Source organism: Lacibacter sp. (assembly GCF_057361365.1).
Window position 1 is genome coordinate 179,891 of record NZ_JBMQSG010000022.1, and the last position, 15,978, is coordinate 195,868.

The window sequence follows — 15,978 nt, forward strand, 5'->3', positions numbered from 1 at the left end:
TCAGGAAGCTTGTTAACTTTACGGTTCTAAAAAATGATAAGCATGAAAAAATTGTTTTTTGTAGTAGTTGCAGCATTTGTTGGAACAGTTGCTGTTGCCCAAAATAATCCAAAATCTGCTGATAAAGGTGTTACCTATGGTGCAGGCACCGTTAACAAAGATGTTGTTACCATTGGTAATATGGAAGAACAGGTGCAAAGCAGTGGTAAGTTCAATGGAAAAATTACAGGTAAAGTAACTGAGGTGTGCCAGGAAAAAGGCTGCTGGATGAAAGTGGATAAAGGAAATGGCGAAACTGTAATGGTAAAATTTAAAGACTACGGTTTCTTTATGCCAAAAGATATCGTTGGTAAAACAGTGGTTTTGGAAGGCGAAGCTAAAGTAAAAGAAGTAAGTGTAAAGCAACAGAAGCACTATGCTGAAGATGCAGGCAAAAGCAAAGACGAAGTAAACAAAATCAAAGAAGCAAAGAAAGAAGTACAGTTTGTAGCAGCAGGTGTGCTGGTATTGTAAACGAAATCCTTCCTCTTTATAAAAAAAGCAGGCTCTTAAACGAGCCTGCTTTTTTTATAACCGGTTTGTATTTTCTTGTTTGTTTACCTACTTTATGGTTCTAAAAAATAAACGGATATGCAAAAAACTTATTCATCCCTTATCATCATTACCCTGCTTCTATTGGGTTGTAAAGAGGAAGCAAAAGCTCCACGTGAAGTAAAAGAGTATACCATTGAACAGTTCTTTCAAACCGAAGGAGTTAATGGCGGCTCTTTTAGCAAAGACGAAAATTATTTGCTCATTAATAGTAACCGATCGAAGATTTTTAATGTTTATGAACTAAGCCTTGCCGATACCTCTGTTAAGCCGCTCACCTCTTCTACTAAAGAATCTTTTTTTGCTGTTGACTACCTGCCCGGCACAAATGATTTTTTATATAGTGCAGATAAAGGAGGCGATGAAAATGATCATATCTATTTACAGCGCCGCAATGGAACGGTAACTGATCTTACGCCTGGTGAAAAAGAAAAAGCAATGTTTTATGGCTGGACAAAAGATAAGCGGTCTTTCTATTACGGCAGCAATAACCGTAACCCTCAGTTTTTTGATTTGTATAAAATGGACAGCGCAGACTGGAAGCCAAAAATGCTTTACAAAAATGACAGCGGGCTTGATGTAGGCAGTATTTCCTTTAATGAGCGTTGGTTGGTGCTAACAAAATCGGTTACCAGTGATAAAAATGAAATGTATCTCTTCGATGCGCAATCAAAACAAATCAAAAAACTTTCTACTGACAGTTTAGGCGATGCCAGTTATTCGCCTGCGGGTTTTGAAACCACCGATACACATCTCTACTATATAACAAATGAAGGAAAAGATTTTTCTTACATCGTTAAGTATAATCTTGAAACCGGTGCAAAAGAAAATTTCTTCAGCACCAACTGGGATGTGAGCTACATGTTCATCAGTGAAAATGGAAAATATCATGTGATCGGTATTAATGAAGATGCAAGAGATAAAGTTCTGCTCTTTGATCACGCAAGTGGAAAAGAACTGGAAATGCCAAAGATCGATGGCGGGTATATTGCAGGTGTTACCATTTCACCAAGTGAAACAAAAATGTTACTGACTGTTGTGAGCGACAGAAGCAGCGCCAATAAATATCTTTACAACATTGGAACCAAAGAATTAAAGCAGCTAACAAAAACATTAAATCCTGAAGTTGCCAGCGAAGATCTGGTTAATGCAGAGATCGTTCGTTTTAAATCTTTCGATGGACAAGAAATTCCAGCTGTGTATTACAAACCGCACAATGCGTCTGCAAGTAATAAAGTTCCGGCATTGGTGTGGGTTCATGGCGGGCCTGGTGGTCAAAGTCGTGCAGGCTACTCTACCAGCATACAATATTTCGTAAATCATGGTTATGCCGTGCTTGCAGTTAATAACAGAGGCAGTAGCGGGTATGGTAAAGCGTTTTATAAAATGGATAACCAAAACCACGGCGATAAAGATTTGAAAGATTGTGTGTGGGGTAAAAAATGGTTAGCGGAGCAAGAGTATATCGATAGCAGTAAGATCGGTATTTATGGCGGCAGCTATGGAGGTTTTATGAGTCTTGCGGGCATTATCCAATATCCGAAAGAATTTGCAGTGGGTGTGGATCTCTTTGGTGTAACAAACTGGATACGTACTTTAAGAAGCATTCCTCCTTACTGGGAAAGTTTTAAACTGGCTTTATATGATGAAATGGGTGACCCTGGTTCTGCTGACTCTGCTCGCCTGAAAAACATTTCACCATTGTTCAACACAGATAAAATAAAAACTCCTTTGCTTGTTTTGCAAGGCAGTAATGATCCACGAGTGTTACAGGTTGAAAGCGACGAAATTGTTGCAGGTGCAAAAAAGAATGGTACCCCAGTTGAGTATGTGTTGTTTCCCGATGAAGGTCATGGTTTTGTGAAAAAAGAAAACCAGATAAAAGCAGCTGCAGAAACATTGAAGTTTCTCAACAAGCATTTAAAGAAAGAAGAGCCGAAAAGTAACCTGAACTAAAATATCAAAAAGGGTAAGCAAGTTGCTTACCCTTTTTTAATACTTAAACACTTCTTTGATTTTATTCATAAACTCTTCCTTCTTCCTTCTACTTACTTCCACTTCCATCCCATTATCCATCACCACCGTTCCCCCTTCTCCACGTTGGTATTCCACCACATGCTCCAGGTTTATCATAAATGTTTTATGTATCCTGAAGAAAGAAGTGTTCTGCAGAATTTTTTCATATTCCAGTAAGGTGCGTGATACAGTAATGGTTTTTTTATTCAGTAAATGAAAGATGGTATAATTCTTTTCTGCTTCGCATACCACGATCTCTTCCAGTTTCAATACTGAGAAACCTTTGAATGTGGGCACCACAAGTTTCATTTCCTGCTGACGATTATTCTTCTGCAGGTTGTGCAACAACACATCAATATTGTCTGAATCTTCTTTTTGTTCTATCCTGCTTTTTACACGATTCACTGCTTCAATCAAACGGTCTTCATCAACAGGTTTTAATAGATAGTCAGCAGCACTGAATTGCAAAGCCTGCAACATGTACTCATTATGTGCGGTTACAAATATGATCTCAAACTTTCGCTCCTGCATCCCGGCCAGCATTTCAATACCACTTTTACCCGGCATTTGAATATCGAGGAAAACAACATCGGGTTGCAATGCCTGTATTTGTTGGGTGGCGGTGTCTGCGTTATCACAAGTAGCAATGATCTCTACTTCGTGACAGGTAAGCCGAAGCAGTTTGCTCAATGTTGCAATACCATCTGCTTCGTCATCTACTAATACGACACGTAACTGTTTCATACAAGATCCCTGTTTTTAAATTTTAAAACCACCAATGTTCCGGTAAGTGTTATATCTGTTTCGCTTAGATCAGTAATGGTAAGACTGCAATCCATATCAAACTTTTCATTCATGATAGCAATGCGGTTACGCAAATTATCCAGACCCACCGATTTATGCGTGGCATGTTGTTGATTTTTATTCGCTTCTGATCGCCGAATACCGATACCATTATCTTCAATAGTGCAAATGATATAAGCCCCGTTCGCTGCAAACCGGACAGATATTTTTTTCTTTCCTTCTTTGTGCAGCAAGCCATGCCATACAGCATTCTCTACCAAGGGTTGTATCATCAGCGATGGAATATACACTTCGTCATCATCAACAGCGGCATCAACTTCTACTGTAGCAGTGAACGAATCTTTAAACCGCAACTGTTCCATTTCAAGATAAGCATTGAGATACTCTACATTCTCCCGCAGCGTTACAAAGGTTTCTCTTGAATGATTTAATGTTAAACGAATGAGTTGCGCAAACTTGCTGAGGTAGCGTGATGCTTTCTCTTTTTCATCATCCAGTATCATCCGTTTGATGCTGTTGAGTGCATTGAATATAAAGTGCGGATTCATTTGCGCTTGCAATGCCGACAATTGTGCTTCAGCTAAATGCTCGTTAATAGTTGCCAGTTCTTTTTTCTTTACATCAAGCACATGTTCACTCTCCACCTGTTTTATTTTATTACCTGTAAGTGTAGCAATGGTGGTCATTATTTGAAGATCACGTTCTTTGAAATGATTGAGATTGCTGTTTTCGGAATCAATAATACCCAGCAATTCACCTTCATGAATAATAGGTACACAAATTTCACTGAGGCGTTGCTTATCGTCTACCCGGTAACGTTTATCGGTTCTTGTATCTGCAATGATTACTGGTTCTTTTGTTTGCATGACATAACCAACTACTCCTTGCCCCGGGTCTACTTCAAATAACTGCTCAGCAAGTTTCTCCGGTGAATTTTTATTGCCAAAGCCGGCACGTTGCTGCATTTTTGTTTTGTCTTTGTTCCACAAATAAATCATGCAATCTTCACAGCCCATTCTTCCAATAAGGTTTTTTGCAACATCCCATAACACATCGTCTGTGGTCTTTTTATCAGCCAGAGATAACGAAAAATAGTTGCTGATCTGTTCCAGCTCAAATTGTGTTTTGTATTTTTCGGCACGTAGTTCCTGCATGCGGGCCTTTTCACTTTCTGCTTTACGCACAAAAAATATTCTCCAGCGATAAAGCAGGTACCCAAAAAATAAAATGATTGCGCTGATGATAGCAAGGAACCAGCCGGTTTTCCAGAAGGGAGGTTTCACTGTAAAATCAAACTGTTTTAGCTGCACCGGCCAACGTTCATTTTTCGCCGACATTTTTATTTCGAACTTATAATTACCGGGGGGGAGATTATTAAAGTTGACTTCGGAACCGGTGATCATTTTCCAACTACTGTCGTGTGAGTTTAATATCCGGTAGCTTAGTAAATAATTACTGATTTTCTTATAAAAATAAACGCTGCCAATCCTGAGGGTAAAGTCGTTGTGATTATAATTTGTTGTGAAAGAGTTGCCAGGTAAATAAACACTTGAATCATTGCTGAAACGGATACTTTCTACAAACAATTGCGGCGGTGCCGTTGTGTACAACAAACTATCGGCACAAAAACGTACAAGAGCAGTTCCAAAACCTGAGTAGAGATAGTTTGCTTCTTTATCGTAATAAAAGTTGACAGAAGTAACCGACTGAACAGGAAAGCCATCATCTTTATCAAAAGAAGAAACCTGTTTTGTTCGTAGATCAAGACCTGCAATACCTGTTTCGGAACCCATCCACAATGTATTATTGTAAATACCTGTTGTATAAATATTGTTTGATGGAAGTTTGTTTTCAGTTGTGTAGTGCTCAAATCTCTTTTCATTAATTGAATAACCGACAATGCCATTACTGATATTTCCAAACCATAGTTTATTCTTATCATCGCAATACAAACCCAATACAGCTTTGCGTGGAAACAGAATTTCAGGAAACGTATCAACAAAAAAATCGGGTTTATGGGTTAACCTGTTAATGCGGCAAAGCCCTTGCCCGCCCAACCAAATATCACCGGCTGTATCTTCTGCAATAATATTTGAAATCAACAGCTTGGCCATATAAGGATGGTCAATTGACTTCAGGTAGAATTTATTTAGTTTATTATGATAGAAATAAATTTTATTGGCATTACTCGTAATCCAGACATTACCATCCCTGTCTTTAAACTGCGAAGAGATCCAATTCGTATTTGTCCATTTTTCTAATTTGCAAATACCTGTTTCATAGGTTTTCATATTAAACCAACACAAGGGACCATTTGTACCAATGAATAATGTATCGCCACCAGGATGTGATATGTTAATAATATCATCTGAAATTGTTCCGTGTTTGGTAAAGCTGACCTTACGGATTAATTTGAATGTATTTTTTTCGAACACAAGCAATCCGCCATCTCGCCTGCATCCCACATAAATTTTATCGCCAACAACAAATACATAGCTGATGGTTGCGGCAGGAGCTTGTTGCAAGACTTCCTCCGGCAATGTTTTCCATGTCACCGAGTTATTGATCATGTTTTGCTTCAATAATCCAGCGCTAGTAGTTATCCATAACCTTCCCTCTCTATCTTTCAAAAAGCTGGCACATGAATAATCAGTTAACTCTTTCTCAGGTAGTAACCGAAGCGTTCCTGTTTGGGGATGAAAAATGATTTTATAAAAACCATTCGTACGGGAAGTGACGAAGTACGTTGTATCATCGTATCGAAAAAGATTGGTGCGCCAGTTAAATTCACTGTTAATTCTCTTATCCGGTGCTTTTGAGACAATTCCTTTTTTTGAAGCAGTGCTCACATAAATAATACTGTCTGATTTTGTTTTAAAGATCATGTATCCTTCTTTATCGGCCTGCCGTACAGCAGCAAAATCACGGGGCATATCGCCAACAAACGGAATTCCTTTATCACTCCCAGCCTGCACTTTTTGCAATTGCTTTGTTGTGATGTTATATAAAAAAATGCCCTCGCTGGTTGATAACAACAACTCATTCTTTGAGTAATACAAAAGCAATTGGCCGAAGATGAAATACTCAGCCTGATCTTGTTCTTTCTTGTACTGATCAAAACGGAATACAAGTTTGTCATGCTCATCAAAATGATAAAAGCCTGAACGGGTCAAGATAAAAATATGCTTGCTGTTATCCGCAGCAACATCAAACACATCGTTGTATTTGAATGCATATTCTTTATACGAGGTTGGAATAAATAAATTTCTCGATTTTCTTGTTCGGGTATCTATGATGTGTAAACCAGTGTTTGTTGCTACAGCCATCTTCCCGGGCTCTAACCATTTCAGTAAACGGATATTTTCATCAGGCAATGAATGTTTGTCTTTCGCCGGATGATATTGAACAAACTGGTTGCCATCAAACCTATTCAATCCATTTGCACTACCGATCCATAAATAACCTTTCTCATCTTGCACAACACTTGTGAGCAGGTTGCTGCTTAACCCGTTTTCAATTGAATAAAGTGTAAAATCGGACGAACGATATTGTGCCGATGTAAAAGAGTACAGCAGCAAAAATAAAACACAGAGAAAATATCGTACAGTCAGGAATAGCCATTGCATATTCTAAGGTAATTCCATATTCTCAAAATTGGAAGCGCTTACCGTTGGCAGTAAAATGCAGTGGCCGTTCGTTCAACAGGCATCGTCTTTCGTCATAACAGCACTTCCGTTTATTCAAATTACCAGGCAAAATAAAATTCAGGCATGGTAAAGCTTTTGTAAAAACAAGTTCTGCTTCTTAAAACCATTTACACAACAGTTTCTGCTGCTTTATTTTTTTTACTCCGCCGTTTGTTCATTGGTGCTTTCAAACGGTTCATTGCTGGTATATGTTTGTGCCCGATTAAAACAACATGTTGCAAAAGCAGCATTAACCATTAAACCTTAAAAATGAAAAAGAAAAAAAACACAACAGCAATGCTGTTGCCCCTACTGTTCATTGTAATTGTAGTGGCCTGTTCAAAAAACGAATCGGTTAACCCGGCTCTTCCTGCTAATCAAATTAAAGCAAGTGAAAAATTATCCATCCCTGCTGAAATAGAATTACCCATTAACGCACCTTTTGGAAATGCACGTGTGGCAACTTATTATGCTACCGGTGTGCAGAAATACACAGCCCAGCAAAAAGCAGGAAGTGAAACGGGTGTGTATGAATGGGTATTTGTTGCGCCGTTGGCCGATCTGTTTGATGTAACCAATAAAAAGATCGGGATTCACGGTGCAGGTCCTTACTGGACCATCAGTGTAACGGATTCCATTTTTGCACAACAATTTACTCCGGCTAAAACAGCAACGCCTGATGTTAACAGTATTCCCTGGTTACTACTGATGCCGAAAGTTGGCACAACGCCCACAGGTATTTTCAGCAATGTTGCTTACATCCAGCGTATTGCTACAAAAGGCGGAAAAGCGCCTTCAGACGCACCAACAAACGCAAGCCAAACTGTTGATGTTCCTTACACAGCAATTTATCGCTTCAGCAAGAAAAATTAATCATTACATATTCATCATTAAACCTTACAAAATGAGTACAAAAACAATTCAAGGACAACTCTGGAGTGTAGCTCCACAACAATGGTCACAACATTTTGAACCATGGTTTCTTCCCATGTACAAAACGGCGTTACGTCAATTGCAATTAAGTGAAGATCTTTTACTGCTTGATGCCGGCTGCGGCTCCGGTATGTTTTCGGCAATGGCAGTGAACGAAGGTGCTGAAGTAGTAGGCATTGATGCCGCCGGCGGTTTGCTGGAAGTTGCAAGACAACGTAACCCCAACAATAATTTTTTAGAAGAAGATCTTGAAGCACTTCCGTTTGAAGACAACAGTTTTGACGTGGTGACTGCTTTTAACTCGTTGCAATATGCAGGTAGTTTTGAAAAAGCATTGTCAGAAGTTGCACGTGTTGTTAAGCCTGGCGGAAAAATTGTGATCGGCATCTGGGATCAGCCACAATACAGCGAAGCAACACAAATATTAAAAGCGATCGGAAGTTTATTACCTCCACCACCTCCCGGAAAGCCTGGTCCGTTTGCACTTTCAGAAGATGGAAGAATTGAAGAAGCATGTTTACATGCGGAATTGAAACTCTTATACAAATCAAGTATTCCTTGTCCGTTCCTTTTCAGCAATCTTCGACATGGTGTAGATGCATTCATGGGCACGGGACCTGCTGCTATTGCTTTGAATAGCCATAGCAAAGTAAAAGTGGAAGAAACCATTGAGCAAGCATTTCGCCCTTTCCATATCACTGATGATTTCTTTTTCCTTCAAAATAAATTCCTCTTGTTCATCGCAGAAAAATAAGTTCACACTAACCTAAAAAAAACAAAAATGAAAAAAACAATTTTCAAAGGCATCATATTATACACTGCTCTCCTAACAGTAATCGCTTCCTGCCAAAAAGCAGATTATCCAAAGCAGTACAATGAATACAATGCAGAAGTAGCGACCTCGTGGATGAACCTGTATTTACGTTTAACCAAAGTAACACCTGGCTTTAATTCGGTTGTAGCAACTCGTGCTTATGCTTACGCCGGTTTAGCAATGTACGAATCAGTAGCGCCAGGCAATAAAAACCTGCAGTCGATCATGTCGCAACTGAATGAAGCACCTTCGATTCCTGCTGTACAAAATGGAAAGAAGTATCACTGGCCGGCAAGTGCTAACGCTGCATTAGCAAGCATCACCAAAAAATTATTCGGTAATGCATCCGCAGCGTCAATAGCTACTATTGATTCATTGGAAAATGATTGGAACAACCGTTTTCAATCGAAAGCAAGTGCAGATGAAATTCAGGATGCAGCCACATTTGGTAAAGAAGTAGCCTCTATTATTTTTGATTGGTCAAAAACTGATGGCGGCCATGAAGCTTACAACAACACAACTTCAGCTTCTTACATTCCTCCAACCGGTGCAGGTATGTGGGTGCCCACGCCTCCTGCATTTGGCAAACCTTTGCATCCTTACTGGGGTAACAACAGAAGCTTCATTAAAAACATTGTTACAGAAACGCAACCCGCCCCGCCCATTCCTTTTTCTACACAACAGGGAAGTACGTTTTACAATGAAGTGAAATACCTGTATGATCGTTCAAAACAATTATCAGCAGTTGATTCTGTAACTGTAAAATTTTGGGGCGATATAACCGGCAATTTCAATGCACCTGCACATGCAGCCAATATTGTAACACAATTAGTGAAGGATAAAAACTTATCGTTGCATGATGCGGCTATTCTTTATTGCAAACATGGTATTGCTTACAGCGATGGATTGATTTCTTCCTTCAAAGCAAAATATCAGTACAACTTGTTGCGTCCAGTTTCTTACATACGCACTGTATTTGAAGAAACGAGCTGGAACCCGGTTATTCCAACACCACCGCATCCTGAATATGCATCGAATCATGCGGTGATTTCTTCAGCTGCTGCACAAGTACTTACTGCAAGATTTGGAAACAATCACATGTTTACTGACAGCACCTATGCAGTTGAATACGGTGTAAGAGTTTATGCATCTTTTCAGAAATATGCAGAAGAAGCAGCTATCTCAAGAGTATTGGGCGGCATACATTATCACTTTACGGCTTTATCTGGTTTGGAACAAGGAAAGAAAATTGGTAATCGTGTAAACCAATTGGATTTTTTAAAGTAAAGAGGCGCTAACCTAAAACACCTTCACAGCTAACAAATGAAAATATCTTAAAAACGGGCACTGATTTTTCTTACATGGGTAGCCTGATTTTGGTTACCCATTTTTAAACTGGTCTAAACAAAAACATCAAACCTTATTATTATGAAAAAGATAATTGTAACAGTTGCAGCAGTTTTGCTTCTTGCATTTACACATGCTGCAGATAAAGTTGAAAAACGGGTTGAACATTCCTTTCATTCAGAATTTCCCGGAGCAATACATGCATCCTGGTCAAAAATTGAAAACAAAGATCTTTATGCCGTGCGTTTTGTTTTTAACGAGGAAGCGAGGATGGCCTATTATGATGCCGATGGAAATTGCCTGGCAGTTGTAAAAGGCGTGCGGGAACAAGAATTGCCAACACAGGTAAGAAAAGAAATTACAGGCATAATCAACAATTCTGATATAACAACGTTTGAAGAAATTAACAGGCAGGGTGAAATAAGTTACCTGCTTCAGTGCCGATCTAAGGGAGAAGTAAAAGCTTATCATGTAAGCAACAACGGAAACATCATAGAAATAAAATTGAAAGACGCTCTTATTCAGAAAAAATAGTTTGCATAAGCAAAAAGCCTCCGCAATGCAGAGGCTTTTTGTTTATCATTTTACAAGGTAATTACTGAGCTTTTGCTTTATTCATTTCAAGTAAAACAGTAATATCAACATCTTTACCTACAACCAATCCACCTGCTTCTGTTGCACGGTCCCATTTCAAATTGTAATCAAAACGGTTGATTGTAGTAGTCGCTTTAAATCCTGCTTTATCACCACGTGTGCTTGCAGCAATACCACCAAAGCGCACCGCAAACTTTACACTTTTAGTTACATCACGGATCGTAAGATCACCAACGAGTTCATATTTATTATCACCAAGTGGCTTGAATGATTTACCAACAAATGTTGCTGTTGGAAATTTCTCAGCATTAAAAAAATCATCGCCCTTCAGATGTTTATCACGGTTTTCATTCTCTGTATTGATGGAATTCATATCAACTGAGAAATTGATCTTCGCATCACTCATATCGGCTTTTGTATGTTCAACTGTACCGTCGAAGATTTTAAAAGATCCTTCTGTTTCAGAAACCACCATATGTGTAACAGTGAATTTCAGGTTTGAATGAGATTTGTCCAATGTCCACTTTGTAGGTGTTTGCACATTTGCTGAAAGGGGTTGGATTGTTTCCTGTTTTTCTTTAGGAATAAATGCTGCCAAAGCAACCACTGAGCCAACGGCAACTACTGATAAGAAGAACTGTTTCATACTGTTTTCGAGTTTAGGTTTTTAGTGTTCGAACATCAAAAATAAAGATTTCACATTTGGCGTAGTGTTAAAAGCTGATTAAACGTTTTAATCATTGTATTTAACAAAAAAGCAAATGAGTATGAGCTTAGTCGCTAAAACTGTTCCATACCTGTGCCGTTTATAAAAAACATTTGGATTGGCCGCAATGTTTTCTCAATTTCAGTTTTCCTAAAACAAGCTTGTATGAGAATGATCGCTCTCGGCCTATCGGCCATGCTGTGCTTTTCGGCCACAGCCCAAATTAAAAATGAACAGTTTAAGAATCTGAAACCCCGCAATATTGGCCCGGCCGGTATGAGTGGACGTGTAACGGCTATAGATGCTTTGCATAGCAACCCCGAAACAATTTTTGTGGGCGGTGCAAGTGCCGGTGTTTGGAAAACGGATAACGGCGGCGCAACATGGGCTCCTTTATTCGACGAGCAACCCCTTTTAAACATTGGTTCTATTAAAGTGCAGCAAACTAACCCATCGGTTATCTGGGTTGGTACCGGTGAAGGTAATCCCCGCAACTCGCTCAATCTTGGCGAAGGCATTTTTAAAACATTGGATGGCGGTAAAACATGGAAGCGTATGGGTCTTGAAAAAACAAGAAACATCCATCGCATCCTCATCGATCCCACAAACCCTAACACTGTTTATGCAGCTGCTATTGGAAATCCATACGGTATCCATAGCGAGCGTGGTGTGTATAAAACAACTGATGGTGGTGAAACCTGGCAACGCATATTGTACACCAATGATACAAGTGGTTGTGCGGAGTTAGTGATGGATCCATCAAACCCAAATAAACTTATTGCCAACATGTGGCAACACCAGCGTAAGCCGTGGAACTTTAACAGCGGTGGCCCCGGTGGTGGCGTGTACATTACCGTTGATGGTGGAAAGAGTTGGAAGAAATTAGGTAAAGAAGATGGCCTGCCTGCTGATCCTATTGGCCGTTGCGGCTTGGCATTTGCGCCAGGTCGTTCAAACTTTGTGTATGCAAAAGTTGAAGCAACAAAAAATGGTTTTTATAAAAGTGATGATGGTGGTTTCACATGGAAGCTGGTGAACAGCGATCCTGCACAAATCACAGATCGTCCGTTCTACTACCAGGAAATTTATGTTGATCCGAAAAATGAAAACCGCATTTATGATATTCACTCAACAGTAACTATTAGTGAAGATGGTGGTAAATCATTCAGCACATTAATTCCTTACAATGGTATTCACCCCGATCATCATGCGTGGTGGATCCATCCAACAAATGAAAATTTAATCATTGAAGGCAATGATGGTGGTATCGGCATCAGTAAAGACCGTGGTAAAACATGGCGCTTCGATGAGCAATTACCTTTCGGACAATTTTATCATATTAATGTTGACAACGACATTCCTTACAACGTAATGGGTGGTTTGCAGGATAATGGCAGCTGGCGTGGTCCTGCTTATACATGGGTTGATGGTGGAATCCGCAATTACTATTGGGAAAGTCTTTGGGGTGGTGATGGTTTTGATGTAGTTCCTGATCCTACTGATAGCAAATGGGTATATGCCATGAGCCAGGGAGGTTCTGTTGGTCGTTACAATGTTTCAACTGGCCAATCAGAATTTGTTCGCCCGCCTGCTCCTGAAGCAAGAAAGAAAATGCGTTTTAACTGGAACAGTGGTATTGCTCTTGATCCGTTTGATAACAACAGTGTGTATTTCGGTAGCCAGTTTTTACACAAGAGCACTGATAAAGGAACAACATGGAGCATCATCTCTCCCGATCTTACAACCAACAATGCTGAACAGCAGAAAGAAGAAACAGGTGGTTTAACATTGGATATTACCGGTGCCGAAAATTTCAACACTATCATGGCTATTGCACCATCACCAAAAAACAAAAATGTTATTTGGGTTGGTACCGATGATGGCAATGTGCAGTTAACACAGGATGGCGGTAAAACATGGACCAATTTCCGTGGTAAGATCAAAGGCATGAACACTGGTGCATGGATCACACAAGTTCAGGCGAGCAAGTATAATGAAGGTGAAGCTTTTGTGGTGAGCAATGATTATCGTCGTGGCGATTTCGCTATCACAATTTTCCGCACAACCGATTTTGGAAAAACATGGGATAATATGTTAGCCAATAAAGGAATGAAAGGTTATGCTTTATGTATGATTCAAGATCCTGTTGAACCAAATTTAATTTTTGTTGGAACAGAGCATGGTTTATGGGTGACCTATAACAATGCAAAAACATTTGAACAATGGACAAATGGTTACCCAAGTGTATCAACTTACGATCTTGCTATACAGGAACGTGAAGCCGATCTGGTGATCGCAACATTTGGTCGTGCTGTTTGGGTGTTAGATGATATTCGTCCATTGCGTGCTGCGGCTAAAGCTAACGGCGCATCGCAAACGACAAAAGTGAAAGTGTTTGAAGCACCGGTTGCTTACCAGGCAAGTTTCCGTAATGCGCCGGGTTACGAGTGGAGCACATGGGGATTGTATGAAGGTGAGAACCGTCGCAGAGGCGCCATGGTTTCATTCTTTGTAAATCATGCAGCCGATACCAGCAAAGCAAAAATGGATAGCGCTACTGTAAGAATTTATGATGATGCAGGCAAACAACTCCGCACATTAAAAGTAAAAGCAGATACTGGCTTCAACCGTTTCTATTGGAACTTCGATACAAAGGGCAGCCGTTTCCCCGGTGCGCCTAAACCAAGACCGAATGCAAATGAGCAAGGTGGTGGATGGCCGGTTTTTCCTGGAACGTACAAAATGGTTGTATCGCTGGGCAAAGCAAGTGACTCAACAATGCTGTTAGTGAAAGATGATCCACGCATACCAACACCACGTGCTGTTTATGATGCAAAGAAAAAAATGAGTGAGCGTTTACAGGTGAGCTCTGATAAATTAACTGCAGCAGTTGATAAAATAGTTGATGCTGAAGAAACACTTACAAAAATTGAAGGTCAGTTGCGTGGTAATGAAGGAAAAGACATTGACAGCTTGCGCAAAGAAGTAACAAAGATGAGAGACGAGATCAAGAAAATACGTGAAAGCATTTTTGGACGTAACGCAACCGATAGGCAGGGTATCACCCGTTATGCTGATATTACTACGCAAAGTATTTTGCAAACAGCCCGCCAGGAAATTGTTGGCAAAATTGCCGCCCCAACCGCACAATCAGAACGTTTGATTGTTGAAGCCGAAACAGCAGTGAATGAAAGTGTAACAAGGATCAACGAGTTTATAACCGGTAAGTGGGCTGCATTTAGAAAGCTTACTGAGAGTACGCCGGTGAAATTGTTTAAAGATTAGACTAAGAGTTTGAAAAAGTTGAAAGAGAAAAAGAGGGCTGCTTCATTTTGAAGCAGCCCTCTTTTATTTATGCAACGTTTGCTGTTTTACGTTTCAAGATCAATGCAGCAACAAACGACACCAATAAACCCACTGGAAAAATTTCGAAGTAAGTAAACAGAACAAAGTAAACGGGGTTCTTGTACATTTCCTTTTGTGTGTTCATTTGCGCTGTTAGTTCCTGCAGTTTGGCAGGTGAAGATGTTGCTTTGGCATTCTCGATCATCTGTGCACAATATCGGTCCATAAAATCGGGCATGTAAAAATTGTAAAGTAAAGCCCACATGATCACATACATGGTGGAGCCGATAAGCGCTATCAACAATCCAATCTTAAATGCCTTACCAAAGCTGATAACGCCGCCGCTCTGTTTATCCCGGTAATTTTTTACAGCAACAAAAATGAGGGAGAAGGCAACCAGCATACTCAGATAGCCTACAACCATGGAGCCACCTCCGTGACCAATGTCCGGATTATTATACATCGTAATCATGCTTGTGGCCATTAAGGTGGAAACAATAAGACCTGCGATCAAACCAAAGACAAGTACATTTCTTTTCATACAAGAGATTTTAGGCAGTAAAGATGAAGTTTCGGGTAAAGAAAGTTCTCATACTAAAGTATGAAACTGTTGATACTGAAGAAATATTATGCTAAAGGATGAGGTGTCAGGCAATCAACCCCAACTGTCTCGCCTTCTCTACCGCCTGCGTTCGTCTCTTTATATCAAGCTTTTCAAATAGTTTGGAAGAATGCGTTTTTATTGTTGGTAAGGAAAGAAATAAACGTTCAGCAATTTCCTGGTTGCTTAGCCCTTCGGCCATCAACTGTAATACTTCAAGTTCACGTGCACTTAAGCCCAGTTTTTGTCGTTCAGCTTCCATCAGTTTCGCCTCTTCTTCGCTGAGTTGTTTTACGTACACATTCTTTTCAACAATGATGGTTTGAATTTCTTTTTTCGGCTTCACCAGTTTAAGCGCCAGCCAAATTCCCAGGCAAGTAAAAATGGCAGCAATACTAAAAATATAGATCTCGAATGAATGATTAATGAGCACGAACTTATACTGCAACACCTGCAGCAGGAGCAGAATGGCCACCAGAGATGCAGCATAAAGAAAAGCCTGCTTATATTTCTGCAAAAAGCGTAGCATAGAATAAAAATA

Annotated in this window: 12 protein-coding genes; 7 read left to right on the top strand and 5 right to left on the bottom strand. The window is 39.8% G+C overall.

What is annotated here, in order from left to right:
- The first annotated feature begins 42 nt into the window (after positions 1-42).
- A complete protein-coding gene (locus ACO1QW_RS19060; protein ID WP_486260973.1) occupies positions 43-513 on the top strand; it encodes a DUF4920 domain-containing protein in 471 nt (156 codons plus the stop codon).
- Positions 514-630: 117 nt separating this feature from the next.
- Positions 631-2,547 (top strand): S9 family peptidase, encoded by a 1,917-nt coding sequence (locus ACO1QW_RS19065; protein WP_486260974.1) that lies wholly within the window; start codon positions 631-633, stop codon positions 2,545-2,547.
- Between the two features lie 36 nt (positions 2,548-2,583).
- On the opposite strand, the gene ACO1QW_RS19070 is transcribed toward ACO1QW_RS19065, so the two are convergent.
- Both ACO1QW_RS19070 and ACO1QW_RS19075 read right to left on the bottom strand, forming a co-directional pair.
- Positions 2,584-3,351, bottom strand: a complete 768-nt coding sequence (locus tag ACO1QW_RS19070; protein WP_486260975.1) for a LytR/AlgR family response regulator transcription factor — start codon at positions 3,349-3,351, stop codon at positions 2,584-2,586.
- Complete coding sequence (locus tag ACO1QW_RS19075; RefSeq protein ID WP_486260976.1) at positions 3,348-7,037, bottom strand: sensor histidine kinase; 3,690 nt, start codon at positions 7,035-7,037, stop codon at positions 3,348-3,350. The genes ACO1QW_RS19070 and ACO1QW_RS19075 overlap by 4 nt, the downstream gene beginning before the upstream one ends.
- A 330-nt stretch (positions 7,038-7,367) precedes the next feature.
- Here ACO1QW_RS19075 and ACO1QW_RS19080 point away from each other — a divergent pair, with 330 nt between their 5' ends.
- The 4 genes from ACO1QW_RS19080 (at position 7,368) to ACO1QW_RS19095 (ending at position 10,725) form a co-directional block, all read left to right on the top strand.
- Positions 7,368-7,970, top strand: a complete 603-nt coding sequence (locus ACO1QW_RS19080; protein WP_486260977.1) for a DUF3455 domain-containing protein — start codon at positions 7,368-7,370, stop codon at positions 7,968-7,970.
- Positions 7,971-8,001: 31 nt separating this feature from the next.
- Complete coding sequence (locus ACO1QW_RS19085; protein WP_486260978.1) at positions 8,002-8,784, top strand: class I SAM-dependent methyltransferase; 783 nt, start codon at positions 8,002-8,004, stop codon at positions 8,782-8,784.
- A gap of 27 nt (positions 8,785-8,811) precedes the next feature.
- The gene (locus ACO1QW_RS19090; RefSeq protein WP_486260979.1) at positions 8,812-10,131 is read left to right on the top strand and encodes a vanadium-dependent haloperoxidase; all 1,320 of its coding nucleotides are present in this window, start codon (positions 8,812-8,814) and stop codon (positions 10,129-10,131) included.
- A 141-nt stretch (positions 10,132-10,272) separates the two neighbouring features.
- A complete protein-coding gene (locus tag ACO1QW_RS19095; RefSeq protein WP_486260980.1) occupies positions 10,273-10,725 on the top strand; it encodes a hypothetical protein in 453 nt (150 codons plus the stop codon).
- Positions 10,726-10,786: 61 nt separating this feature from the next.
- Here ACO1QW_RS19095 and ACO1QW_RS19100 read toward each other — a convergent pair whose 3' ends face one another.
- Positions 10,787-11,431: a YceI family protein gene (locus tag ACO1QW_RS19100; protein WP_486260981.1), complete on the bottom strand. Its 645-nt coding sequence runs from the start codon at positions 11,429-11,431 to the stop codon at positions 10,787-10,789.
- A gap of 225 nt (positions 11,432-11,656) precedes the next feature.
- On the opposite strand from ACO1QW_RS19100, the gene ACO1QW_RS19105 reads away from it, so the two are divergent.
- Complete coding sequence (locus ACO1QW_RS19105) at positions 11,657-14,776, top strand: VPS10 domain-containing protein (protein ID WP_486260982.1); 3,120 nt, start codon at positions 11,657-11,659, stop codon at positions 14,774-14,776.
- A 67-nt stretch (positions 14,777-14,843) separates the two neighbouring features.
- Here ACO1QW_RS19105 and ACO1QW_RS19110 read toward each other — a convergent pair whose 3' ends face one another.
- Complete coding sequence (locus ACO1QW_RS19110) at positions 14,844-15,377, bottom strand: DUF4199 domain-containing protein (protein ID WP_486260983.1); 534 nt, start codon at positions 15,375-15,377, stop codon at positions 14,844-14,846.
- Between the two features lie 106 nt (positions 15,378-15,483).
- Positions 15,484-15,966 carry a helix-turn-helix transcriptional regulator gene (locus tag ACO1QW_RS19115; protein WP_486260984.1) on the bottom strand — a complete coding sequence of 161 codons (483 nt, stop codon included), beginning with the start codon at positions 15,964-15,966 and terminating at the stop codon, positions 15,484-15,486.
- Positions 15,967-15,978 lie beyond the last annotated feature (12 nt).